This window comes from Microbacterium sp. Leaf320 (assembly GCF_001423485.1).
Lineage (GTDB): Bacteria > Actinomycetota > Actinomycetes > Actinomycetales > Microbacteriaceae > Microbacterium.
Map to the genome: position 1 here is coordinate 78,007 of NZ_LMOD01000002.1, position 24,025 is coordinate 102,031.

23 protein-coding genes are annotated in these 24,025 nt (G+C 68.2%); 15 read left to right on the top strand and 8 right to left on the bottom strand.

Annotated elements, in window-relative coordinates; translation table 11 throughout:
* Positions 1–55: 55 nt before the first annotated feature.
* Positions 56–844 (bottom strand): MerR family transcriptional regulator, encoded by a 789-nt coding sequence (locus tag ASF63_RS05100; protein WP_056510377.1) that lies wholly within the window; start codon positions 842–844, stop codon positions 56–58.
* A gap of 175 nt (positions 845–1,019) precedes the next feature.
* On the opposite strand from ASF63_RS05100, the gene ASF63_RS05105 reads away from it, so the two are divergent.
* From ASF63_RS05105 to ASF63_RS05140, 8 genes are all read left to right on the top strand, one after another.
* The gene (locus ASF63_RS05105) at positions 1,020–1,253 is read left to right on the top strand and encodes a hypothetical protein (RefSeq protein ID WP_056510379.1); all 234 of its coding nucleotides are present in this window, start codon (positions 1,020–1,022) and stop codon (positions 1,251–1,253) included.
* Between the two features lie 81 nt (positions 1,254–1,334).
* Positions 1,335–1,991 carry an ATP-binding cassette domain-containing protein gene (locus ASF63_RS05110; RefSeq protein ID WP_056510380.1) on the top strand — a complete coding sequence of 219 codons (657 nt, stop codon included), beginning with the start codon at positions 1,335–1,337 and terminating at the stop codon, positions 1,989–1,991.
* On the top strand, positions 1,988–3,409 hold the full coding sequence (locus tag ASF63_RS05115; RefSeq protein WP_056510382.1) for a hypothetical protein: 1,422 nt from the start codon (positions 1,988–1,990) through the stop codon (positions 3,407–3,409). The genes ASF63_RS05110 and ASF63_RS05115 overlap by 4 nt, the downstream gene beginning before the upstream one ends.
* Entirely contained in the window at positions 3,393–3,707 is a 315-nt protein-coding gene (locus ASF63_RS05120; protein ID WP_157534240.1) for a hypothetical protein, read from the top strand. Before ASF63_RS05115 ends, ASF63_RS05120 begins: the two co-directional genes overlap by 17 nt.
* Before the next feature lies 1 nt (position 3,708).
* Positions 3,709–4,230, top strand: a complete 522-nt coding sequence (locus ASF63_RS05125; protein ID WP_056510386.1) for a hypothetical protein — start codon at positions 3,709–3,711, stop codon at positions 4,228–4,230.
* 107 nt (positions 4,231–4,337) lie between these two features.
* Positions 4,338–6,779 carry a glycogen/starch/alpha-glucan phosphorylase gene (locus ASF63_RS05130; RefSeq protein WP_414843720.1) on the top strand — a complete coding sequence of 814 codons (2,442 nt, stop codon included), beginning with the start codon at positions 4,338–4,340 and terminating at the stop codon, positions 6,777–6,779.
* 186 nt (positions 6,780–6,965) lie between these two features.
* A complete protein-coding gene (locus tag ASF63_RS05135) occupies positions 6,966–7,805 on the top strand; it encodes a DUF4097 family beta strand repeat-containing protein (RefSeq protein ID WP_056510390.1) in 840 nt (279 codons plus the stop codon).
* The gene (locus ASF63_RS05140; protein WP_056510392.1) at positions 7,802–8,428 is read left to right on the top strand and encodes a PadR family transcriptional regulator; all 627 of its coding nucleotides are present in this window, start codon (positions 7,802–7,804) and stop codon (positions 8,426–8,428) included. Before ASF63_RS05135 ends, ASF63_RS05140 begins: the two co-directional genes overlap by 4 nt.
* Positions 8,429–8,586: 158 nt before the next feature.
* Here ASF63_RS05140 and ASF63_RS05145 read toward each other — a convergent pair whose 3' ends face one another.
* Positions 8,587–9,129: a universal stress protein gene (locus tag ASF63_RS05145; protein ID WP_056512682.1), complete on the bottom strand. Its 543-nt coding sequence runs from the start codon at positions 9,127–9,129 to the stop codon at positions 8,587–8,589.
* A gap of 149 nt (positions 9,130–9,278) precedes the next feature.
* Between ASF63_RS05145 and ASF63_RS05150 the strand changes: the two genes are divergently transcribed.
* Together ASF63_RS05150 and ASF63_RS05155 are read left to right on the top strand one after the other, a co-directional pair.
* Positions 9,279–9,467: a DUF3073 domain-containing protein gene (locus ASF63_RS05150; RefSeq protein WP_045254362.1), complete on the top strand. Its 189-nt coding sequence runs from the start codon at positions 9,279–9,281 to the stop codon at positions 9,465–9,467.
* Between the two features lie 134 nt (positions 9,468–9,601).
* Positions 9,602–10,423 (top strand): MOSC domain-containing protein, encoded by an 822-nt coding sequence (locus ASF63_RS05155; RefSeq protein ID WP_056510394.1) that lies wholly within the window; start codon positions 9,602–9,604, stop codon positions 10,421–10,423.
* A 62-nt stretch (positions 10,424–10,485) separates the two neighbouring features.
* Here the strand turns inward: ASF63_RS05155 and ASF63_RS05160 are convergent, their stop codons facing one another.
* Genes ASF63_RS05160 through purM form a run of 3 tightly spaced genes read right to left on the bottom strand, consistent with a single transcriptional unit; the run spans position 10,486 to position 14,411 of the window.
* Positions 10,486–11,805: an MFS transporter gene (locus tag ASF63_RS05160; protein ID WP_056512685.1), complete on the bottom strand. Its 1,320-nt coding sequence runs from the start codon at positions 11,803–11,805 to the stop codon at positions 10,486–10,488.
* The gene (purF, locus tag ASF63_RS05165; protein WP_056510395.1) at positions 11,802–13,274 is read right to left on the bottom strand and encodes an amidophosphoribosyltransferase; all 1,473 of its coding nucleotides are present in this window, start codon (positions 13,272–13,274) and stop codon (positions 11,802–11,804) included. Before purF ends, ASF63_RS05160 begins: the two co-directional genes overlap by 4 nt.
* A gap of 6 nt (positions 13,275–13,280) precedes the next feature.
* Positions 13,281–14,411 (bottom strand): phosphoribosylformylglycinamidine cyclo-ligase, encoded by a 1,131-nt coding sequence (gene purM, locus ASF63_RS05170; RefSeq protein WP_056510396.1) that lies wholly within the window; start codon positions 14,409–14,411, stop codon positions 13,281–13,283.
* 62 nt (positions 14,412–14,473) lie between these two features.
* Here purM and ASF63_RS05175 point away from each other — a divergent pair, with 62 nt between their 5' ends.
* On the top strand, positions 14,474–15,106 hold the full coding sequence (locus ASF63_RS05175; protein WP_056510397.1) for a hypothetical protein: 633 nt from the start codon (positions 14,474–14,476) through the stop codon (positions 15,104–15,106).
* A gap of 44 nt (positions 15,107–15,150) precedes the next feature.
* Here ASF63_RS05175 and ASF63_RS05180 read toward each other — a convergent pair whose 3' ends face one another.
* Both ASF63_RS05180 and ASF63_RS05185 read right to left on the bottom strand, forming a co-directional pair.
* Entirely contained in the window at positions 15,151–15,465 is a 315-nt protein-coding gene (locus ASF63_RS05180; protein WP_056310133.1) for a hypothetical protein, read from the bottom strand.
* A 101-nt stretch (positions 15,466–15,566) separates the two neighbouring features.
* Complete coding sequence (locus ASF63_RS05185; protein ID WP_157534241.1) at positions 15,567–19,460, bottom strand: HtaA domain-containing protein; 3,894 nt, start codon at positions 19,458–19,460, stop codon at positions 15,567–15,569.
* Between the two features lie 163 nt (positions 19,461–19,623).
* Here ASF63_RS05185 and ASF63_RS05190 point away from each other — a divergent pair, with 163 nt between their 5' ends.
* The 3 genes from ASF63_RS05190 to ASF63_RS05200 are packed head-to-tail and all read left to right on the top strand — an operon-like array spanning position 19,624 to position 22,612.
* Positions 19,624–20,751 (top strand): heme/hemin ABC transporter substrate-binding protein, encoded by a 1,128-nt coding sequence (locus ASF63_RS05190; protein WP_056510401.1) that lies wholly within the window; start codon positions 19,624–19,626, stop codon positions 20,749–20,751.
* Positions 20,748–21,821 (top strand): FecCD family ABC transporter permease, encoded by a 1,074-nt coding sequence (locus ASF63_RS05195; RefSeq protein ID WP_056510403.1) that lies wholly within the window; start codon positions 20,748–20,750, stop codon positions 21,819–21,821. The genes ASF63_RS05190 and ASF63_RS05195 overlap by 4 nt, the downstream gene beginning before the upstream one ends.
* Positions 21,818–22,612, top strand: a complete 795-nt coding sequence (locus ASF63_RS05200) for a heme ABC transporter ATP-binding protein (protein WP_056510405.1) — start codon at positions 21,818–21,820, stop codon at positions 22,610–22,612. Before ASF63_RS05195 ends, ASF63_RS05200 begins: the two co-directional genes overlap by 4 nt.
* 87 nt (positions 22,613–22,699) lie before the next feature.
* Here ASF63_RS05200 and ASF63_RS05205 read toward each other — a convergent pair whose 3' ends face one another.
* Positions 22,700–23,071 carry a sterol carrier family protein gene (locus tag ASF63_RS05205; RefSeq protein ID WP_056512688.1) on the bottom strand — a complete coding sequence of 124 codons (372 nt, stop codon included), beginning with the start codon at positions 23,069–23,071 and terminating at the stop codon, positions 22,700–22,702.
* 239 nt (positions 23,072–23,310) lie between these two features.
* Here ASF63_RS05205 and ASF63_RS05210 point away from each other — a divergent pair, with 239 nt between their 5' ends.
* The gene (locus ASF63_RS05210) at positions 23,311–23,991 is read left to right on the top strand and encodes an NUDIX hydrolase (RefSeq protein ID WP_056510407.1); all 681 of its coding nucleotides are present in this window, start codon (positions 23,311–23,313) and stop codon (positions 23,989–23,991) included.
* The last annotated feature ends 34 nt before the right edge of the window (positions 23,992–24,025 follow it).

A 24,025-nucleotide genomic window follows, 5' to 3' on the forward strand; every position in this document is an offset into this window, starting at 1 on the left:
GAGCGACTGCCGGTCGTTGAGCGAGCGGAGCGAGACGAAACGCCGAGGGAAGCGGCTACAGGTTGCCGTCCGCGTAGATGCGGAGCGCGTCGCGGACGAACTCGGCACCGTGCGTGCCGCCGGCCGACGTCGCGTAGTTCGCGCCGAAGCGCGGATCGGCGACATACATATCGCCGAGCCCGAGCACGTGCGCCTTGACGGCGCCGCCGGGTACGGCCGCGGGGGTTCCCGGGATGCCGGTCAGCCACTCGACGTGGCGACGGGCGACGTCCTGAGCCTCAGCTGATGCCGGGTCGATGCCACCCTCTGCGGCGGCGATCCAGTCCCGACCGAGGTCGGAGACACGCTGCTTCCACTCCGAGCGCTCGGCGTCGGTCATCCCGCGCCACCAGCGGTCGCTGTCGGCGTAGGCCTTGCGACCCCAACGCTGCTCGACCTCCTCCCGATACCGGGTGTGGTCGAAACCGTCGAACATGTTCTCTGCCATGAGTTCTTCACCTCCTCTCAATGCGTCGATGGTGCTCTCGACCGACGCGATCTGTCGCGCCAGCCGGTTCTGCTCCTCGCGCAGCAGAGCGAGGTGCGTCTCGAGAGCGGACTCCTCGCTCTGCCGCGCGTTCGTCGGGTTCAGCACCTCGGCGATCTGCGGCAGCCCGAGTCCCAGCTCGCGCAGCAGCAGGATGCGCTGCAGCCGCACGAGGGCGGACTCGTCGTAGTGGCGATAGCCGTTGCGCGCGATGCGTGACGGGCGCAGCAGTCCGACGTCGTCGTAATGGCGCAGTGTCCTGCTGGTTGTGCCCGCGAGTCGGGCGATCTCTTGGATCGACCAATCACGACCGGTCATCGCGTCCTCCTTCCGTCAGCTCGGTCCGTCGATGACTCCAGCGTAGAAGTTGACGTAGCGTCAATGTCAACCATTTGTGAATGTCGGCATTCTGCACTCATATGACTAGCTTTAGTAGCCATCGGGTGACAGCCTCACCTTGTCACGAATAGATGGAGGTAGTTATATGTCCCTGATGGCGATGATCGAGCCGACGCTGATGAAGCGTCGCGCTCAGGATGCACTCGACGACGCGATCCTGCGGCTCGATGCCTGGTGGCTGGTGCTGATCGCAGCGATCCTCGTGTTCGGTGTCGCGTTCCTCGCGGCACTGGCGCTGTGGTGCTTCTTCAAGGCGGGCGGCAGGCGCTTCACCGGCAACTGGCAGTGGGGCAAGAGCGGCGTCTCCGTGTGGGTCGAATGCGTCTAAGCCCACGTCGCGCCCGGACATCGACGTCGATGTCCGGGCGTCTCGTTCGCGTACTCGAAACGTGCTCCGGCACTGCGCGATGTGTCCTTCGTCGTGGAACGAGGCGAGAAGGTCGGCCTGGTCGGACCGAACGGATCGGGAAAGTCGACGCTCATCCGACTCGCGTCCGACCTGCTTCAGCTCACGCACGGGAGCATCCGCATCGCCGGTCGTTCTCATCAGGTCCGTGAATCGCGCGAGCGACTGGCGTTCATCGCCAGCAACGACTACCTCCCGCAGTTCCTGACAGGTCGCGAGTACGTCGATCTGATGCACCGGCTGTACCGACACAGCCCGGACGCCTCGCAGACCGACGAGCTCTTCGCCAGGTACCAGATGGAGGGACGCCAGTTCGACCTCATCGAGGACTACTCGCACGGCATGCGCAAGAAGATCCAGCTCATCTCGACGCTTCTCCTCGAGCGCCCTCTCACGATCATCGACGAGACGCTCAACGGCGTCGACGTCGATGCGCTGTTCGAATTCGAGACCGACGCATCCCGATTCGGAGAGTCGCGAGGGCTGCTGCTGTGCAGCCATGACTTCCGGCTCCTCGAGGCGGTCTGCGATCGCATCATCGTGCTGTGTGGCGGCGAGATCGCGTTCGACCTGCCGCTCTCCCGCATCCTTCACGAGTTCGGCTCAGTCGACGCCCTGGTCAAGCGCGCGATAACCCAGCGGTCGAGGGCGCGCGAATGAACCCGTCTCTGCAGCTCGCATCGTTCCTCTCGGTGTTCCTGATCCGGCGCATCGCCCGCCGCGGCGTGCTGCGGAGGCCGTCCGTCCGCTGGACGATCGGGCTGGCAGCCCTCGCCGCATTCATCGGGTTCTGCGGATTCGGGGTGATCGCGCTGCGTCAGCTCATCAGCGAACCCGAGCAGCTGTCACCCCTCCTGCGCGTCGTCGGGGTGTCCACTCCGCTGTGGGTCCTGACGGTGTTCACCGTCGTGCGAGTGCTGTTCCTGAAGTCCGGCGACCTGCTCGAGCTCACCTTCTCATTCCCCCTGACCAACAGGGCGCGAACACTCGGGTTCATGCTGTTCGAGACCCTGGTCGTGGGCATCGGCGCCACCGTCATGCTCGGAGCGCTGGTCACCGGGACCGTCGCGATCGGCGGCGTCGGCATCCTCGACGAGGTCACCACCTGCCTGGTCATGCCCCTGGTCATCGCCTACCTGGCGGCGAGCGCCTACTACCTCGGCATGGAGCGACTGCTGCTGCGCCTCCGTCTCGCACGGCTGCGCGCCTTCCTCGTGCCGGTGGTCCTGGCCGCGACTCTGGTGGCCGTCTACCTCGGCGTGTCCTCGCAGTCGGAGCGCGTGCTCTTCGCGGCGATCGGCCAGGGCGACGACCACTTCGCGATCCCGCTGCTGTTCGCCGACATCGCCGCGCAGCACGGGATGATCGTCACGACGCTCGCCTGGCTCGCCACGATCGCGCTCCTGGTCGCAGTCGTCCTCGCGATGGCCCCTCGGCAGTTCGATCCGACTCGACGCTTCGCGATCGTCCCCCGCCTCTTCGGCGGCTCGGAGTTCGGCTCGTACTTCGCCGCACACATCCGAGGCATCGAGACGATCACGGTCTGCGGCATCTCCCTGGCCGGCTCCTACGCGCTCTTCCTCGCCGACATCCGGCTCCCCCCGCTCCTGCTGCTGGCCGTCACCGTGCAGTCGGTCTATGCCTTCGTCTCGACGGAGCCGCTGCGCGCGTGCGGGCCCCGCCGCCATGGCCCGACCCGACGATACGTCCTGGTGCTCGCACCCCAGCTCGCCACTCTCGCGATCATCGCCGTGCCGATCAGCGCACTGTCGGCCCTGACGGGTTCGCAGGCCGCGGAGATCATCTCCGTCGTCGGCTTCGCGGTGTCGAACATCGTCGTGCTCACGCTGGCGGGAATCGCGTTCCCGCCGGAGAAGGGCAACCCGTTCTCGGTGATCGCCGGGGCGGCTGTCGCAGGACTCGTGACCGGGACGATCATGCTCGGCACGAACCTCCTGGGCCTGCCCGCACTGTTCACGATCGGAGTGATGCTCATCCTCACTCTCGTCGCCGCCGCTCTCTCCATCACCGGGATGGACAGGATAGAAAGGACCGCTCGTCATGAAGTGGTTGTTTAGGGTCGCCGTCAGCGCGGTCGGAGCTCTCGTCCTCACCGCAGGATCCGCGGTGGCCACCGCGATCTGGCTGATGTTCGCGGGAGGTTCCACCGAGGGTCGCCGCCTCGGATTCTTCGATTCGGTCTTCGTCGAGGTCCGTCAGAGCGCCGACGGAGCGACCCAGCTCGGCACGGGGATCAACGACCCCCTCCCCCTGGTTCTCGCAGTCGTCGTCGCCACCGTCTTCATCCTCGCCGTGTTCGCGGTGCACGACAGTCTTCTCGAGCGGCGGAGGCACCTCCTCGCGCAGGCGGAATGACGTGTGGTCGGTCCGCACCTCGCACATCGACGCGGGACTCGTGTGCCGCTGGCTGCTGCTCGCCGCCTGGCCGATGCACGCCGCTTTCGCCGCCCTGAGCGCGGTCGTCGTCTCTGTCGCCGTCATCACGGAGCAGGAGGCGATCCTCAGCGCGGTGGCGACGCTCGGCGCGCACTACGTCGTCGGGCTCGGCGGATCGTTCGCCGTGCACGAGCTCGGACACCTCATCGTGCTCTCGCGAGCACGAGGGGTGACGGCGCTCACTCTCGAACGCTCGACCTGGCGGATCTCGATCGCACCCCACGGGCGGATCACGCGCCGCGACGCCGCGCTCGCGGCACTGGCAGGCCCTGGAATGTGCGCCGTCGCCGGCGGCATTCTCTGGCTCGTCATCCCCGAGCTGCAGGTGCACGGGTGGTATCTGGCGCATGCGGTGTTCCTCATCCCGCTCTTCAACGACGGCCGGATCCTGCTCACCGCCATGCGGGCCCGGAGCGCCACCCCATCCCGCCGACAGGAGTGACCAACCGATATTCTTCATCCGCCTGTCACACGAATCAGCCCGGCTCTCGCTACGGTCGTCACGTGCCCGAATCACACTCTTCCCTGCACCCGCTCGCCCTCGCCCCCGTGATCGCCCCGCCGAGCACGGCAGACGAGTTCGCGAAGCGCTTCCTGCACAACCTCAACTTCGACCGGGGCGTCGCCCTGTCGGCATCCAGCGCGAACGATCGCTACCTGGCCCTCGCCCACACGGTGCGCGACTACCTGATGGCCCGCTGGCTCGAAGACGTACGGCACCAGAAGGAGGTGCAGGCGAAGGGCGTCTGCTACCTCTCGGCCGAGTACCTGCTCGGCCGTCAGCTCGACAACAACCTGCTCGCCGCCGATCTCACGGAGGTCGCGGCCGAAGCCCTCGCCTCGTGCGGCGTCTCGCTCGACGAACTGCGCGCCCACGAGGTCGAGCCGGGCCTCGGCAACGGAGGGCTCGGGCGCCTCGCGGCCTGCTTCATCGACTCGCTCGCCACGATGGCGGTGCCGAGCATCGGCTACGGCATCCGCTACGAGTACGGCATCTTCCGCCAGACGTTCGTCGACGGGCAGCAGGTCGAGCAGCCGGACGCCTGGCTCGCGCTCGGCTCTCCGTGGGAGTTCGCCCGGCCCGAAGACGCGCAGACCATCGCGTTCGGCGGCCACACCGAGAAGTACGACGACGAGGGCATCACCCGCAGCCGCTGGGTGCCCGCCTGGAACGTGCAGGCCGTGCCGTACAACTACATGGTCCCGGGGTTCCGGAACGGCCGGGTCAACACGCTGCGCCTCTGGAGCGCGGTCGCCACCAGCGCCTTCGACCTGCGGATCTTCAACTCGGGCGACTACGAAGAGGCCGTGCGGGCGCAGACCTTCGCCGAGAATATCTCGAAGGTGCTCTACCCCGAGGACTCCACCCCGCAGGGCAAGGAACTGCGGCTGCAGCAGCAGTACTTCTTCGTCGCGGCCTCGATCCACGACTTCCTCGACAACATGCTCGCCGACGGCTTCGATCTCGCGAACCTCCCAGAACGCGTGATCTTCCAGCTCAACGACACCCACCCCGTGATCGCGGTGCCCGAATTCATGCGCGTGCTCATCGACGAGAAGCACCTCGAATGGGACGCCGCGTGGGCGATCACCCGGCAGTGCTTCGCCTACACATGCCACACGCTGCTTCCCGAGGCGCTCGAAGTCTGGCCGGTCGAGCTGCTCGGCCGGCTGCTGCCCCGCCATCTCGAGATCATCTACCGCATCAACGACGAATTCCTCCTGGCCGTGCGCGAGCGTTTCGGCGACGACGAGATGCTCGTGCGCAACATGTCGATCATCGCCGAGCATCCGGTCCGCTCGGTGCGCATGGCGTATCTCGCGACGGTCGCCGGCGCGAAGGTCAACGGCGTCGCAGAGCTCCACTCGCAGCTGCTCCGCGACAAGGTGCTCCACGACTTCGACGCGTTCTTCCCCGGCAAGTTCACCAACGTCACGAACGGCGTCACGCCTCGGCGGTTCCTGCGTCTCGCGAACCCCGAGCTCTCGTCACTCATCACCGCGGCGATCGGAGACGGCTGGACGACCGACCTCGAACGGCTGCATGAGCTCGAGCCGTTCGCCGAGGATGCCGAATTCCGCTCGGCGTTCGCCGGGGTCAAGGCGGCGAACAAGCGCCGCCTCAGCGAGGTGCTGCGCGAGCGCGACGGCGTCGAGATCAGTGACGGCCACATGCTCGACGTCATGGTCAAGCGCCTGCACGAGTACAAGCGCCAACTGCTGAAGGTGCTGCACATCGTCACCACCTACGAGGGCGTCATCTCGGGGCGCATCGCCGTGTCGGACGTCATTCCTCGCACCGCGATCTTCGGGGCGAAGGCGGCGCCCGGATATGCGATGGCGAAGCGCATCATCCACCTGATCAACGCCGTCGGCGAGGTCGTGAACACCGACCCTCGCCTCGAGGGCAAGCTGAAGGTCGTCTTCCCGCCCAACTACAACGTCACTCTCGCCGAGCGCGTGATCCCCGCCGCCGACCTGTCGGAGCAGATCTCGCTTGCCGGCAAAGAGGCGTCGGGCACGGGGAACATGAAGTTCGCCCTGAATGGCGCTCTCACGATCGGCACGGATGACGGGGCGAACGTCGAGATCCGCGAACTCGTCGGCGATGACCACTTCTATCTGTTCGGCATGAGCGAGCCCGAGGTCGAGGCGCTCAGCATCCGTGGCTACCGCCCGCAGGAGTTCTACCAGGCTGACGAGGGCCTGCGTCGGGCGATCGATCTGATCGCATCCGGCGCCTTCTCACGCGGCGACCGCTCGGTGTTCGAGCCGGTGGTCTCGAACCTGCTCTACGAAGACCGCTTCATGGTGCTCGCCGACTACGCGTCGTATATCGAGGCACAGCGCAGGGTGGATGCCGCGTACGCCGACCCGGATGCGTGGACCCGCTCAGCGATCCTCAACGTCGCCCGCACCGGGTTCTTCTCGTCCGACCGCTCGATCCGCGACTACATCGACCGCATCTGGCACACCCCGCCCCTCATCTGAGGACCCCTGGCCCGTTTGCAGGACCGAAGCACGTCTGCAGGAGCATCCCGGCCTGCCGCTCCTGCAGACGTGCCGGGATCCTGCAAACGGCACACCCACGCACCCCCTCTTGACAAAGTCGAGATATATCGTGTTACTGTGTCCACACACGATATATCGTGTTCCCTCAACACAGGAGAAGCAGACATGACCGAGAAGTGGCTCATCGCCCCGGGCGAAGAACGCGTGATCGACATCGAGAACGTCACCCGGCTGAAGATCGGTCTGGTCGGCGGCCAGGTCGATGTCATCGCGCACGACGAACCCGGCATCCGCATCGAGGTTCACGGCGTCACCACCAAAGACCTCCGCATCGAGTCGAACGACGGCGAGGTCGAGATCGACCACCCGCAGCTCGGCTGGGACAACTTCCTCGAGGTTTTCCGCAACTTCGGCTCAGGCGGCCCCAAGGCCGAGGTGAGCGTCGCGGTCCCCCGTTCGATCGCCCTCAACCTCGGCGTCGTCAGCGCCGGCGCGCTGGTCTCCGGCATCCGCAACGACGCCCGCCTCAACACCGTCTCAGGCGACATCATCGTCGACACCCTCATCGGCGATCTCACCGTCAACTCGGTCTCGGGCGACGTGCAGGTGCGCGGTCTCACCGGATCCATCAGCGCGAACAGCGTCTCGGGAGATGTGGCCGTCACCGGTACCGTCCGCCGCGCGACCGTCGACATCGTCTCGGGCTCTACGCTCGTCGATGCCACGGGAGATGTGAACACCATCAACGTCAACTCGGTCTCGGGCGGCACCACCGTGCGCCTCGACGAGTCGCTCGCCGCCAACTACGTCGTGCGATCCCTGAGCGGGCGCCTGCTGATCGACGGCATCGAGCGCAGCGCCTCGGGCCCCAGCAACTACACCGGCTCCACCGGCGAGCTCGCAGGACGCTTCGTCGACCTGCGAGCGAACTCCGTCTCCGGCGGCGTCACCGTTCTGCGCCGCACCCCCGCCTCGATCACGAACGATGCGGAGTGGGAAGCATGAGCCCCGCAGTCTTCTCCCACGGCGACCTGAGGCTGTACCTCCTGTCGTTGCTCGCCGAGGCTCCTCAGCATGGATACGGGATCATCCAGGCCCTGACCGACCGCACCGGTGGCACGTACACGCCGAGCGCCGGCACGATCTACCCCCGGCTTGCGAAGCTCGAGGAAGAGGGGCTCGTCTCGAAGACCATCGACGGCCGCACCACGATCTACGCGATCACGGACGCCGGACGCACCGAGCTCGCATCCCGCGAGGGCGATCTCGCAGGCATCGAGGCAGGGCTCACCGATTCGGTGCGCCTGATCGCCAACGAGGTACGTCAGAGCGTCAAGGAAGCGATGAAGAGCCTCCGCGCCGACCTCGCCACCGCCGAGAAGGACGACCGCGCGGCCTCCAAGTCCCGCCCCCGCACTGCGGGCGACGACGAGCGCATCATCACGCGAGAAGAGATGCACCGAGCGGATGCCGTCATCAACGCCTTCCGCGCACGGGTGCGCACCGACCTGCGCACGCACATCGCGAAAGGCGGCACGCTGCCGGCATCCGTGGTCACACAGCTGGAGGACGGACTGGATGCCGCCGCTCGCGGCATCACCACCGCGCTGGCGTCGCTCGGACGCTGACACACCTCATACGTTTCGACTCGCTCCGCTCGCTCAACGACCGGGAGAAACCGCTCCTCGCTCAACGACCGGGAGAAACCGCTCCGCTCGCTCAACGACCGGACAGATCAACTCCGGTCGTTGAGCGAGGAGCGCAGCGACGAGACGAAACGCGCTGCCTACTCGGTCCAGATCTCAGGCTGCGTGTCGGGCACAGGATCCTGCAGCGGAACGACCAGCACCGATCGATGCTGACGATGCGCGAGGCGTGCGGCGACCGACCCGGTGAAGAACTCGCGAATCGACTCCCCGATGCCACGCTTGCGCGTGCCGACCACGATCAGCTGCGCGTCGAGCTTGTTCGCGAGCGCCTTGATGGCGAGCGCAGGGTCACCGACCAGCTGACGGGCCGTCCAGGTGAGGCCCGTGCCGTCGAGCGCGGCGGATGCTTCGGCCTGCACGGCTTCGAACTCTGCCGTGCCGGCGTCGAAGTTGATGTCGATGGGCGCTGAATGCACGTAGCCGTCAGGATCTTCGTAGGTGACGAAGCGCGTGACATCGACATGGGCGACCACGAGCGGCACGCGCAGGAGTCGCGCGAACCGGGCTGCCTCTTCGATCACCCGCGCGGGCTGTCCTGGCTGCATCCCGACGATCACGGCTTTCTGCAGTGTCGCGTTCTGCGCGGCCTCGTCGGAGGGCGTCGAGGTGTTGTCGGTCATGAGGATCGCTCCCTTCACCAGCTGCCAACGGGCCAGTGCGGTCTGGCCGCGTGCTATTCTGAATGCTACTCTTACCGGCCCTCAGCCGGTGTCGTGAATGACTCGGGCCTGTCGTTGCCCGCAGCTTAACTCGTGAGGGGGTCTCAGGCATGGGCCGTGGCCGTCAAAAGGCGAAACACACCAAGATCGCCCGCGAACTGAAGTCGTTCAGTCCGTCGGTGAATTACTCGGCGCTCGAGCGCGAACTCGCGCACCCGAGCGACTCTGAAGACGCATACGTCGACAAGTGGGCCGACGAATATGCAGACGAAGACGAGGACGAACTCGAAAAGGCCTGACCGCCCTTTCGTTCGTCTGTCGTCTCCCCCGTGCACCGCACGGGGGTTTCGTCGTGTCAAGAATCCCGGAACACCGTGGCACGGTCTGAGTCGTCGACCGCGGTGCGTCGTCTCGCACCTGAGAGAATCGCCCCATGGCACACGTCGTCTCGCTCTACCGGCATCCGATCAAAGGCTTCACGGCCGAGTCCGTCTCCGAGCTCGCGGTGCAGCCCGACGGCCGGATCGCGGGCGACAGGGTCCTCGCGTTCCGCTTCGCGGACGCGACGACGCCCGAGGAGCGTGACGGCCTCGACTACTGGCCGAAGGCGAAGGGCCTCTCGCTTCAGGACTTCCCGACGCTCGCCGCGCTGCGCACCCACTTCGATGACCGCGCCGGACGCGTGCGGATCGAGCATGACGGGTCCGTCCTCGTGGAGGCCGGACTCGACGACGACGGTCGCACGCAGCTGACGGATGCGGTGACGGACTTCGTCCTCGCGAGCGCTGAGGGCCGCAGGCTCCGGCGCCCCGGGCGGCTGCCGCTGGTCCTGGTCGGAGACGGTGTGACCTCGAGATTCCAGGATCGGCCGCGCGGCTACGTCTCCGTGCACAGCAGCGACAGCGTGAGCGTTCTGGGAGATGCTCTCGGCATGGATGTCGATGACCGTCGCTTCCGATCGAACATCGTCATCGACGATGCCGCTGCGTGGTCGGAGCTCGACTGGACAGGTGAGGTGACCATCGGGGACGTCTCGTTCGACGCGGCCGGCCCCATCGTGCGGTGCCTGGCGACGCACGCGAATCCCGACACCGGCGTGCGAGACGCCAAAGTGCTGACGACCCTCACCGCCGCGTTCTCGCAGGCCGAGCCCACCCTCGGGCGGCTGCTCCTCCCCGGCTCCTCGTCAGACGGCGGGCAGACCCCCTGGGCGGGCGGCACGATCCGTCTCGGAGATGCCGTCACGGCGCACTGAGGTCACCTCACGCTGAAGTCACCGCGCGCTGCGATGCTCCGTGCGCGACCCGTCCGACGAGCTCACCACCGACCGTGCCGGCGCTCCCAGTCCTCTTCGATCGTGCGGCGGCGACCCGCGATCCACCCTGCGGGGATCACGGCGATCAGCACGCCCACGAGCAGCCAGAGCGGGATCAGCCAGCTGTCGGTCGCGTCGTGGAGCAGTCCGATGAGCAGCGGGAACACCGCGGCCACCGCGTAGCCGATGCTCTGCACGAACCCGCTGAGCGCGACGGCGCTCTCAGGAGTGCGGGCACGGATGCTGAGCAGCACCAGCGCGAGCGGGAACAGCGCGGCCGCGAGGCCGAAGAACGCCACCCACAGCGGCATACCCACGGTCGGGAAGAACAGCATGCCCGAGAGGCCGACGAGCCCGGAGGCGATCGCGCTGAAGAAGACCGGACGTGTCGCCTGGAAACGCACGATGAGGATCGGCACCAGCAGCGAGCACGGCAGACCCATGAGTCCGAACAGCGAGAGCAGCAGTCCGGCGTTGGCGGGCGACACGCCACCCACATCGATCATGATCGTGGGCAGCCAGGCGAACGACACGTAGGCGATGGTCGAGGAGGACGCGAAGACCAGCGCGATCGACCAGGCCATGGGCAGCCGCCAGAGCCGGCCGAAGACCCGGGGGTTCGCCGGGGTCGTGGCGATCGGTCCCGTCGCCATCGATGCCGCATCGAAAGACTCGTCCGCTGCCTCCGCGGCGTCGGAAGACCCGGGTGTGCGAGATGTGGTCGGCGCTGCGGCGACGGCATCCGTCCGATGAGCGAGAAGCATCGCCACCCACGGCACCAGCGCGATCGCGGCGAACACGCCCCACAGACCCAGCGACACCCGCCATCCGGCGGAGTCGGCGATCGGCACCGCGACCAGTGGCGGCACGAAGGTCGACACCGCCATGGTGGTCGAGTACACCGTCATCATCAGTCCGAGCCGATCGGGGAAGTACTTCTTCACCAACGGCGGGAGCAGCACGTTGCCCGAACCGACGCCGGCGAACACCACGGCGGTCGCTGCGAGCAGCGAGGTCGAATCGACGGCGAGGCCTCGCAGCAGCAGCCCGGCCGCGATGAGACCGATCGCGACGACCGCGACGCGTTCGAGCCCGAATCGACGCTCGAACATGGGGGTGAGCAGGCCGAACACCGCGAAGCACACCGGCGGGGCGGCGCCGATCAGTCCGACCACGACCGACGACACCGTGAACTCCTCGGCGATGTGATCGATGACCGGAGACAGCGATGCGACGGCGGATCGCAGCGAGAACGCGACCAGGACGATGCCGATCAGCGCGAGCGCACGTCCGCGCCAGAGCGGCTGCGCACGCGAGGTCACGAGGTCTGCGACCCCTCCACCCACGCCAGGTACTCGTCCGAGACGGTTCCGGTGACGTACCGGCCGTCGAAGCAGCTCATGTCGAGATCGCTGAGCACGGATCCCTCGATGATCGCTGCCTTGAGGTCGTCGACCTCCTGATAGACCAGATGGTCGCAGCCCAGTTCCTCGGCGATCTCGGGGATCGTCCTGCCATGCGCGATGAGCTCATGGCGCGACGGCATGTTGATGCCGTAGACGTGCGGGTGTCGCACGGGCGGCGCCGCCGAGGCGAACGTGACCGAGGTGGCGCCGGCATCCCGAGCCATCTGGATGATCTGCTTCGAGGTCGTGCCGCGCACGATCGAGTCGTCGATCAGAAGCACGTTCTTGCCCTGGAACTCGGTCGACATGGCGTTGAGCTTCTGTCGCACGCTCTTCTTGCGCACGGCCTGGCCGGGCATGATGAAGGTGCGGCCGACGTAGCGGTTCTTGTAGAAGCCCTCGCGGTACTCGATGCCGAGCTTCCGGGCGACCTCCATGGCAGCGGGCCGGGCCGAGTCGGGGATCGGCATGACGACGTCGATCTTGTCCATCGGCACGTGCTTGGCGATGGTGTCGGCGAGGCGGTCGCCCATGCGCAGACGCGACTCGTAGACCGAGACGCCGTTCATGACCGAGTCGGGACGCGCGAGGTAGACGTACTCGAACGCGCAGGGCGCGAGCGTGGTCTCGGTGGCGCACTGCTTGGTGTGCAGCTCTCCCTCGCTCGTGATGAAGATCGCCTCACCGGGCTCGACCTCGCGGACGACCTCGTAATCGGCGTTCTCGAGTACGAGGGACTCGCTTGCCACGACCCACTCGTCGCGGCCCTCAGCGCCGGGGACGGTGGAGGGACGACGGCCGAGGATGAGGGGGCGGATGCCGAACGGGTCGCGGAAGGCGAGCAGACCGTATCCGGCGATCACCGCGATGACGGCGTACGCACCCTCGATGCGCTCGTGTGTGCGCTCGACGGCCTCGAAGATGCGCTCGGCGTCGAGGTCGACCGTCGAGGTCGTGTTCTGGAGCTCACCGGCGAGCACGTTGAGGAGCAGCTCGGTGTCGCTCGAGGAGTTGAGGTGACGGCGGTCGCGCTTGGCCATGTCAGCCGTGAGCTCACGCGTGTTCGTCAGGTTTCCGTTGTGGATGAGGATGATGCCGTATGGCGCGTTCACGTAGAACGGCTGCATCTCCTCTTCGTTCGAGGCCGTGCCCTTGGTCGCGTAGCGCACATGACCGAGTCCGACGTTTCCGAGCAGCCCACGCATGTCGCGGGTGCGGAACGCTTCGCGGACCATGCCCTGCGCCTTGGCGTTGTGCATGACGCCGTTCGCCTCAGCTGTGGCGATTCCCGTCGCATCCTGGCCGCGGTGCTGCAGCAGCAGGAGTGCGTCGTAGATGTCCTGATTGACCGGGGCAGAGCCCACCATTCCGACGATGCCGCACATGGGCTCTTACTTCGCTCCGTCCGCGTAGGCGCCGACCAGGCGCACTGCTCCACCGTCGACGCCCTTGGCGCCCTGTTCGAACTCTCCTGCCGGGCGTGCGCCGAAGCCCACGGTTCCGACCTGCCATGCCGGCATCCCCTCGGCCGCGAGGGCCGCGATCGCGGCATCCTTCTTGTCCGCCGCGATGATCGCGAGGAATCCGATGCCGAGGTTCCAGGTGCCCTCGGCCGACTCGAGCGTCGACCCCGCGATGTCGCTGAGCACGCGGAAGACCGGGCTCGGCGACCAGGTGCTGCGGTCGACCTCGGCCCAGCTGCCCTGCGGAAGCACGCGGGCGAGGTTCGCCGCGATGCCGCCGCCGGTGACGTGGCTCAGCGAGTGGACGCCGCCCACCCCTGTCGAACCGCCGAGCTGCTCGATCAGACGCAGCAGCGGAAGCGTGTAGAGACGCGTCGGCTCGAGCAGGGCCTCGCCCCAGGTCATGCCGAAATCGGCGGCGTTGTCGCCGTAGCCGATGCCGGCGTTCGTGACGATGTGACGCACGAGCGAGTAGCCGTTGGAGTGCAGTCCGCTGGACTCCACGGCGAGCACGACGTCGCCGTCCTGCACGCGGTCGGCACCGAGGATGCCGTCGGCCTCGACGACACCGGTCGCCGCACCCGCCACGTCGTAGTCGCGCGGGCCGAGGAGACCGGGGTGCTCGGCGGTCTCACCGCCGATGAGCGCGGTGCCCGTGGCGGTGCACGCCTCGGCGATACCGCGCACGATGTCGGCGATGCGCTCTGGGAAGACCTTGCCGCACGCGATGTAGTCGGTCATGAAGAGCGGCTTCGCACCCACCACGACGATGTCGTCGACGACCATGCCGACCAGATCCTGGCCGATCGTGTCGTGCTTGTCGATGGCCTGCGCGATGGCGACCTTCGTGCCGACGCCGTCGGTGCTGGTCGCGAGCAGCGGGCGACGGAAGTCGCGCAGTGCACTCGCGTCGAACAGTCCGGCGAATCCGCCGACACCGCCCAGCACTTCAGGGCCGTGCGTCGCGCGCACGGAGGACTTCATCAGCTCGACGGCGAGATCGCCTGCAGCGGTATCGACGCCGGCTTCGGAATAGGGATTGGTGGGGGAGGCAGCCACGCGTCCAGCCTACCGCCCGCGGAGACCTCCTCTCCCCTCCCTCCATCTCCTACGATGGGGCCATGGCCGACAAGCCGCAGTGGTTGATCCGCGAGGACGCGAGCGTTCCGGTGCTCGTCGCGCTCGCGCTGCGGCAGTCGCTCGGCATCCGCGCCCCCGAAGACCTCCCGAGCCTGCGTGATCTGCCCGTCCGGGCGCCCGACGCCACCGAGGTCACCGCCGAGCTCGAGAAGCAGTGGCGGGAGTACTGGGACATGACGGTCGAGCCGCGCGCGCATCCGTCCGGAGTTCCGCTCGAGCTCATCGAAGGCTTCGACACGCTCGTCGCTCTGCCTGCGTCGGGATCCGAGGAGCTGTCCGAGGCGATCATGCCGCACGCGGCGTCCGCCCTGCACTATGCCCGCGTCTCCCACGACCGCTACGTGGCATCGATCCGCAGTTCGATGGCGAGCAGGTCGGGCAACGGCACGATCGGCGGCGAGGCCTATCGCGCGTACGCGAGTGCGATCGCCGAATTCGAACGCGAGATCGGACGCCGCGCGCACTCGTTCGAGCTCAACGTGCAGGTGCTGCCGTTCTCGCAGCGGGGGATCTGGTGGATCGGCGCACTCACCGTGGCGGTGACCGACGGTCTGCGCCGCGACGTGGTGTCGTTCGACGCCGCCATCCGCCCGATCATCGCCGAGCTGGCGTAGGGCGGGAGACCGCAGTCACAAGACCGGCGGTCAGACCGCGGCGGTCAGTCGTTCTCGATGATCGTCTCGTGCTCGACCTTCACGACATGGTCGTGGCGTCGCGCGACGCGCTCGAGGATGAGTGCCACGATGCTCGCGAGCGCGAAGCCGATCGGCACCGTCCACAGGAGCAGGAATCCGAAGACCTGGCCGGGAGGGTAGACGACGTTCACGGCGTCGGACGGCTCGTAACTGCCCACCATCGTCAGGATGCCTGCGGCGATGATGCCGAGCACGACGCCGATGCCCATGAACACGCCGAATCGCGGCACGCGTCGGACGGTCGCCTCGACCGTCTGGGAGGAATCGTGGGAGGACATGCATCCATTGTCCCACCGTTGGCTGTGGGTCGCGCCCTCCTGCGCAGAGCGACGCCCTCCCCGCGTCCGCTGCGGGGAGGGCGTCGCCGTTCCACGATCGATCAGACCTCGATGATGGACTCGGCGTTCTCGGCCGTCGCCCTGGTGCGGCGTCCGATCAGCACGCCGCCGCCGACGGCGAGCACGACGATCACGAGGCCTCCGACGATCCACGGCCAGACCGGGGCGCCCTCGGTGTCGACGACGGTCGTGACGGATGCCGCGGCCGCCGTGCCCTCGGACTCTGCGGGCTCGTCCTGCTCGACCGCGACACCGCACTCGGCCGCGACCGGGAGCAGCGCGGTCACCGGGTCGAGCTCGTCGCCTGCGGCGTAGGTGCCGAATGCTGCGGCACCCGCCTCGGTGAGCGTCGTCGGAATCGCCTCGAGCGAGAGCACTCCGTCGACGACCGCGACGTCTGCCAGAGCGAACTCCGCGAGGCGGACCGCCTTCTGGTCGACGCTCTGGCCGTCCTGCGTGGTGCCGAGCACGTCGAACACGAGGTAGCCCGTGTCTCCGGCGAGCTCGACCCGCGCGTTCGCGAGCGTGGTGTTCAGTGCGCCGCTGTGACCGGTGAAGTCGATGCTGCCGCCGAAGGTCACGAGTCCGGTGAGGGTCTCGTCGTCGAACGAGCCGGTGCCGCTCGACCACACGTAGTCGGGGTACTCGTAGACGACATCGGTGAGCGTCCACCCACCGGCGGCGATGCCCTCGATGTAGGTGCGGAAGGACTCCTTGAAGCCCCACTTGAGCGTGGCGCCGTCGACGGTGCAGGCTCCGATCGCTGCGGTCTCCCGCGCCAGCGTGAACTCGAGGCCGCGCGCGACGGACCCCTGCAGGGTCAGCGTGTGCACGCCGTCCTCGAGGCTCGCCGGCAGGGTTCCGGTCCAGGTCGCGACGCCGGAGGCATCCGCCGAGATGGTGTCGAGCAACACGGGCGTCGAGTACACGACGACCTTGATGCCCGACTCGTTCGGCTGGAACCCGGATGCCGAGAACGTCGCGCTCTTGCCGGACTGCAGTGCGGTCAGGCTCTGCTCGTCGATCTCGATGCCCGTGGTCGCCGGCGGGGTCGCCGGGAGAGTCGTCTTGGCCTTCACCACGGCGGCCGCCACCGTGCCGGTCGTGCCCGACGGCGCTGCCGCCACCGACCCGATAGTGAAGGACACGGGGTCGAGGTTCGTCGAGAAGCCGGCGAGCACTCGGTTGCGTCCGTCCGCCGTGAGCGAGGCGGGGGCACCCGAATAGGTGACGGCGCCGTTCGCGGTGGTGACGACGGCCCGCGACAGATCGAGCGTCGCGAACGCCACCTGGGCACCGGCGTGCGTGACGTACAGGGTCGCAGCGCCCGCGGAGGTGACGCTGATCTGCGGGTTCGATACGGTGACGTCGAGCACTCCTCCGTGGCCGGTGAATCGCACCGAACCGCGGTACACGACGCTTCCGAGGCCGGTCGCCGTGCTGTAGTCGCCGCCGACCGTCTGACCGAACTGGAAGAGTCCACCCGATCGGGTCGCTCCTCCCGAGACGTCGATCGCACCCTTGGCGATCGGGCCGATCACGTATTCCGTGAACGACGTCGAGATGCCCCAGCGCAGCGAGCCACCCGGGACCGAGACCGCGGGGGGCGTCGGGTTGGTGACCGGGGGGTTCGGGTTCTCGGGCTTCTCGCCCTTCAGCGCATCCCACTGCGCCTCGGTGATCGCGACCGTCGAGCGGGCGTAGATCGTGCTCGCGTTCGGCAGCGTGTGCTGCTGCCACACGATGACCTCGTAGGTCTTGGTGCGGTCGAGCGAGTCGGTCGCCGCCGTCAGGTCGACGCCGAACGCGCCGCCCGTGATGCCGCGCACGAACTGCATGCCGAGGAAGCCACCGCCCGAGGTGACGTCGGCCTCGGCGCCCTTCTCGATCAGCGCGACGTAGGCCCCTGCGATGTCGCCGAGTTTCGATCCGGCAGCCGTGACGGTGAGGCCGTCGCTCGCGGTGGCACTCTTGACGGTCGACGTGACCGCAGGCGTGAGTCCGTAGTTCAGGGCGACGCTCTGCTCCTGTGCGGTGTTGATGACGCCGCCGGCGCCGTAGGTGTAGACGCCGTACGAGCCGGGTGTCGCCGGTGTGTCCTTCAGGGTCAGCGTCGCCTGGAACGTGCCGTCCGCGGCGATGTCGACCCACTGCGAGCGGATCGCCGCCTGGTACTGAGCCGGAACCTTCGCGAGGACGTCGGCCGACAGGGCCCATGCCTGCGCGCCGACCGAGCGGGCGGTGCCTGCAGCTCCCGCGGACGGCTGCCACGTGGAGGCGAAGTTGCCGAACACGACGTACGTGCCCTGAGGGAGATCCGCAGGGATCGGCACTCCGCGTCCGCCGACGTTCGCGGTCGGGTCGTAGCCCGAGCCCTTCACGACGACCTTGTCGCCCGCCTTCAGCGCGGTCGTGCCGGCAGGCGTGGTGCCGTCGGCGAGGAACACCTGGATCGAAGGCGCCGCGGGCTCGAGTGCGTCCCAGTCGGCGTCGCTGATCGTGACGGCGGCACGGGCGAGGATGGTCTGGGCGGTCGGCAGCGTGTGCTGCGTCCAGACGATCACCTCGTAGTTCTTGGTGCGATCGAGATCCGCCGCCTTGGCGGTGAGGTCGACGGTGAACGCGCCGCCGGCGACACCGCGCACGAACTGCATGGCCGCGAATCCACCGCCCGCCGTGACGTTCGCCTCGGTGCCCGCTTCGATCACTGCGGCGTACACGCCGGTCGCCGAACCGAACGAGGTGCCGGTGACCTTCGTGGTGATGCCGAGATCGCCCGTGGCGAGCGAAGATGCGACGGTGACCTTCGGCGGAATCGTGTAGTTCAGAGCGACGCTCTGCTCCTGTGCGGCGTTGGCGACACCGCCGGCGCCGTAGGTGTAGACACCGTACGAACCGGGAGTGGCCGTGGAGTCCTTGAGCGTCAGCGTCGCCTGGAACGTACCGTCGGCGGCGATGTCGACCCACTGCGACCGGATCGCGGCCTGGTACTGAACCGGGACCTGGTCGAGCACGGTCTCCGAGAGAGCCCACGCCTGCGAACCGACCGAACGCGTCGCTCCCGCGGCTCCTGTGGAGGGCTGCCACGCCGATGCGAAGTTGCCGAAGACCACGTAGGTGCCCTGCGGCAGGTTCGCCGGGATCGGCACGCCCCGGCCGCCGACGTTCGCGGTCGGGTCGTAGCCCGAACCCTTCACGACGACCTTGTCGCCCGCTTTCAGTGCGGTCGTGCCGGCAGGCGTGGTGCCGTCGGCGAGGAACACCTGGATCGAGGGAGCGGCGGGCTCGACCTCGCCCGGGTCGGTTCCCGGGTCGGTTCCGGGGTCGGTACCAGGGTCGGTCCCGGGGTCAGTGCCGGGGTCAGTGCCCGGATCGGTCCCGGGGTCGGTACCGGGGTCAGTCCCGGGATCGGTTCCCGGGTCGGTCCCGGGGTCCGTTCCCGGGTCGGTCGTCTCCGCGCCGAAGACCGCATCCCACTGCGCGCCCGAGATGGCGACATCGCCGCGAGCGTAGATCGTCTCGGCGTTGGGCACCGAGTGCTGCTGCCAGATCAGGACCTCGTAGGCCTTGGCGCGATCGAGGGATCCTGCCGGAGCGGTCAGCGTGAACGAGCTCGCTCCCGCGGCCACCGCCGGGAACGGCTGCGCGAACGCGGCGTACCCGCCACCGGGGCCGGAGAGTCCGCTCTCGGTGCCCTTCACGATCAGCGCCGCGTAGACGCTCGCGACCTCGGGAAGACCCGATGCGTCGACCTGCACCGTGATGCCGGTGGTGGCGGCTGAGGTCACCGAGGCGGCGACGGATCCACCTGCCGCATGCGCGGGAGGAACGATCACCGCGCCCGCCGCGATCAGGACGAAGGACACGAGGGCGGCGAGCAGCACGCGTATGCGGCCGCTCCCCGTGGATGCTGTGGCTGTGGCTGTGGCGTTCACGATTCTCCAGGACTCCGGGCGCGCAGGAACGGACGCGCGCCAGCGGTGCCGCAATGCAGTCGGGCGAGAGGGTGATTGTTGGTTAGGCTTAGCTAAGTAAGCTCCATTCCTGAGAATAGAGGCGGCCGCGAGGCCGAGTCAAGTTTTAGGATAGCCTTGCCTAATGCGCCGCGCTCCAGCCCTCCTTCTCGCTGCCGTTCTGGCCATCGGCCTCGCCGGGTGCGCAGACCCTGGGGCCTCCGCCGCACCGCAGAAGAGCGACGTCGCAGACACCTGCCCCCAGGCATCCGTCCCGCTTGCCCAGCTGGATCTCGTCGACGACGTGCGCAGCGCGACCGGCGGATCCACGGCCTGTCTCTCGAGCCACGCGATCGAGCCGGTGGCCGACGACACCGCCCCGGAACTCCCCGTGACCGTGACCGACAGCGAGGGCCGCGAAGTCGAGATCACCGATGTCGACCGCATCCTGCCGATCGACATCTCGGGCACGATCGCTTCGACCGTCTTCGCCCTGGGCCTCGGCGACCAGGTCGTCGGCCGGGACTCGTCGACCATGTTCGCCGGCACCGAAGACCTCCCCGTGGTCACCAAGACGGGGCACACGCTGAACGCCGAGGCGATCCTCGAGCTCGCCCCCACCGTCATCCTCACCGACACGACCATCGGCCCCAAGGAGATCCGCCAGCAGCTGCGCGACGCCGGGATCACGATCGTCGTCATCTCGAGTGACCGCCGACTCGACACCACCGACGAGCTGGTCACCGAGATCGCCACAGCTCTCGGCGTGCCCTCGCGCGGAGCGGCCCTGATCGAGCGCCTCGACGCCGACCTCGACGATGCGTTGGCCGAGATCGCCGAAGTCGTGCCGACCGAGGTCGACGACCGGGCACGGATGCTGTTCCTCTACGTGCGCGGCAACGCGAACATCTACTACATCTTCGGCGAGGACTCAGGAGCCGATTCCCTCATCGACGCCGTCGGCGGGGTCGACGTCGCCGCCGAGATCGGATGGACCGGCATGAAGCCGATGACCGCCGAGGCGCTCGTCGCCGCCCGACCCGACGTGCTCGTGATGATGACCGACGGGCTCGAGTCCGTCGACGGCATCGACGGACTGATCGAGCGCATCCCCGCGATCGCCGAGACTCCCGCCGGAGCGAACCGTCGCGTGATCGACATGGCCGACAGCGAGATCCTCAGCTTCGGCCCCCGATCTGCGGACGTGATCGAGGCGATCGCCCGCGCCCTTTATGCCCCGTCGGAATCCGCGACCGCCGAGCCCGCGAAGTGAGCGGCGAGGTCGTCACCCGCACGCCGTCGAGACACCTCGCGCTGCGTTTCACGCTCGTCATCATCGGCCTCGTCGCCGCCCTGCTCGTGACCTGCATCGCGTCGATCACGAGCGGACAGTACTCGCTCTCACCGACCGACCTCATCGGAGTGCTGCTGCGAGGCATCGGCATCGATACGGCCTGGGCCCCCACCGACGCGACCGACTACGGCGTGATCTACAACCTGCGTCTCCCCCGCCTGGTGCTCGGCCTGCTCGTCGGTGCCGCCCTCGCCGTGTCGGGCGTGCTCATGCAGGCCATCTTCGGCAACCCGCTCGCGGATGCCGGGGTCGTGGGCGTCTCGTCGGGCGCCGCCCTCGGCGCTGCCGCGAGCATCACGCTGGGCCTCGCCTCGTTCGGCATGTGGACCACCCCCGCGTTCGCCTTCCTCGGCGGGCTGATCGCGGTGCTCGCCGTGTACTTCATCAGCCGATCGGGCGGCCGCACTGAAGTCGTGACACTCCTCCTGACCGGCATCGCGATCAACGCGATCGCGGGCGCGGGCATGGCCTTCCTCACCTTTCTCGGCACGACGTCGACGCGCGAGCAGATCGTGTTCTGGCAGCTCGGTTCACTCAACGGCGCCCTCTGGTCGAACGTCGCGCTGGTCGCTCCGCTCGTCGCGATCGGCGTGGTCGTCGCACTGATCGTGTCGCCGCAGCTCGACCTCTTCGCCCTCGGCGAGCGCACCGCCCGACACCTCGGCGTCAATGTCGAGCTGCTGCGGATGGTCGTGATCGTCACGGTCGCGGTGCTGGTCTGCGCCGCCGTCGCCTTCGCCGGCATCATCGGATTCGCGGGTCTCGTCGTGCCCCACCTGATGCGCATGATCATCGGCCCCGCGCATCTGCCGCTCATGATCGCCTCCGCGTTCGGCGGTGCGCTGCTGATCGCGATCGCAGACCTCGTCGCCCGCACGGCGGTGCCACTGGCCGATCTGCCCATCGGCATGATCACCTCGCTCGTCGGCGGACCGTTCTTCCTCTGGCTGCTCGTGCGCACGCGCCGACGCGCGGGAGGATGGGCATGAGCGCCGTCGACACCGCCGCCCGGCTGCAGGCGAGCGGCGTCACCGTGCTCGTCGGCGACGACCGCGCGATCCTCGACGACGCGTCGATCAAGGTCAGAGCGGGCGAGATCCACGCACTGGTCGGGCCCAACGGCGCGGGCAAGTCGACTCTCTTCGGAGTTCTCGCCGGCGATGTCACCCCGAGTGCGGGCGCGGTTCTGCTCGACGGCTCGCCGATCACCGGCATCCGCGCGCAGGACATGGCGCGAGCCCGAGCGGTGCTGCTGCAGGAGAACGCGGTGTCATTCCCGTTCAGTGCCGAGCAGGTCGTGCGCATGGGCCGGGCGCCGTGGGCACGCACCGGGGCCGCGGAGGACGACGATGAGACCGTCGCCGCAGCGATGGCTTCGACCGAGGTGCTGTCGTTGTCCACGCGCGCGGTGACGTCACTGTCGGGCGGCGAGCGTGCCCGTGTGGCGCTCGCCCGCGTGATCGCCCAGAGCACCGGCATCCTGCTGCTCGACGAGCCGACGGCTGCCCTCGACCTCAAGCACCATGAAGACGTGATGCGCCTGATCCGCGGGCAGGCGGATGCCGGCATCGCCGTCGCGATCGTGCTGCACGACCTCAACGCCGCTCTCGCCCACGCGGATCGCGTGACGCTGCTCTCGGAGGGCCGGGTGGCCGCGACGGGTGCGGCCGCCGACGTGCTCACGGCCGAGAGGATCGAAGACGTCTACGGTCAGCCGGTCGACGTGTTCCCGCATCCCGTCACCGGTGTGCCCCTGGTGGTCGCACGCCGCGGCCTCTGACGAATCGCCCCTCGGCTGCGGTCGCAGTTCGTGCCGTCCACCGACCGTTCACGCGGCACGAAGTGCGACCGGAATCGCACCGCGCGGTCAGGGGCGCAGCGGCAGCACGTCGCTGAGGTCGGCGCGGGTTCCCGAGGCGCTCACACGACCGGATGCCGCGGCATCCGCCCAGTGCTCCGTGCCGGTGGCGACGGCGATCCACGTCGCCGCATCCATCTCGACCACGTTCGGCGGCGTGCCTCGCGTGTGCCGAGGCCCCTGGATGACCTGCACCGCACCGAACGGAGGCACTCGCACCTCGACGCTGTTGCCGGGGGCCTTCTCATCGAGCAGCTGCAGCAGGTACCGCACGGCCGTCGCGAGGTCGGTGCGCTGCGGCTTGTCGCCGGCGGCATCCGCGCGACGCACCGCATCGAGAGCGGCGCGCCCGTCGATGATGTCGATCTTCCTGGAGGGCATGAGCACCAGGCTACGCCGGGCGCATTCGCCGTGCGCTCCTCGCGGGCATCCCGTGCGCGTCCCGTGCGCCTCGCGTGCGCTTCCCGTGCGCGTCCCGCGGGCCTCGCGTGCGCTTCCGAAGTCAATACGCGCCTCGAAAGGACGGATTCCCCTAATTCGGCCTTCCGAAGCGCGAATCTACTTCGCTGACGTACACGCCGCCCGCCCTGCCCGTCGCACACAGGCATAGGCTCAAGGCGATGAGCCAGAATCCCGATACCCTGCACGGCGCGCGGGCCGAGCTGCTCGCCGCGACGCAGCGCAGCGAGAATTGGGCGCGACCGTTCCCGCCGATCGTCGGCAGCGCCCACCCGGCATCCGTGCTCGTGCTGTTCGGCCGACTCGACAGCATCCCCGCTCAGACCGACGAACTGACTGTGGCGGCCGACCTCGACGTGCTGCTGCAGCGCCGGGCCGCGACCCTGTCGTCGCATCCCGGCCAGGTGTCGTTCCCCGGCGGCAGGCGCGAGGACCAGGATGCGGATGCCGTCGCCACCGCCCTGCGCGAGGCCGAGGAGGAGACCGGACTCGACCCGTCAGGCGTCGAGATCTTGGCCACGCTGCCCGAACTGCCCCTCGCCGCGAGCAACCACGTCGTCACGCCCGTGCTCGCCTGGTGGCGCTCACCGTCGCGGGTCGCAGCCGTCGACCACGCCGAGACGGTCGACGTGTTCCGCGTGCCCGTGGCGCAGCTGCTCGACCCCGCGAGCCGATTCACCTCGACCATCCACCGCCTGGGGCGCACCTGGCGCGGCCCCGCCTTCGACATCGACGGCACCATCGTCTGGGGTTTCACCGCGATGGTGCTCGATGCGCTGTTCGACGCAGCCGGCTGGACGGCGGAGTGGGATCCCTCGGTCGAGAGGCCGATCGAACTCTGAGCATGTGCGGGCGGAATGCAACCCGCCGAAACCC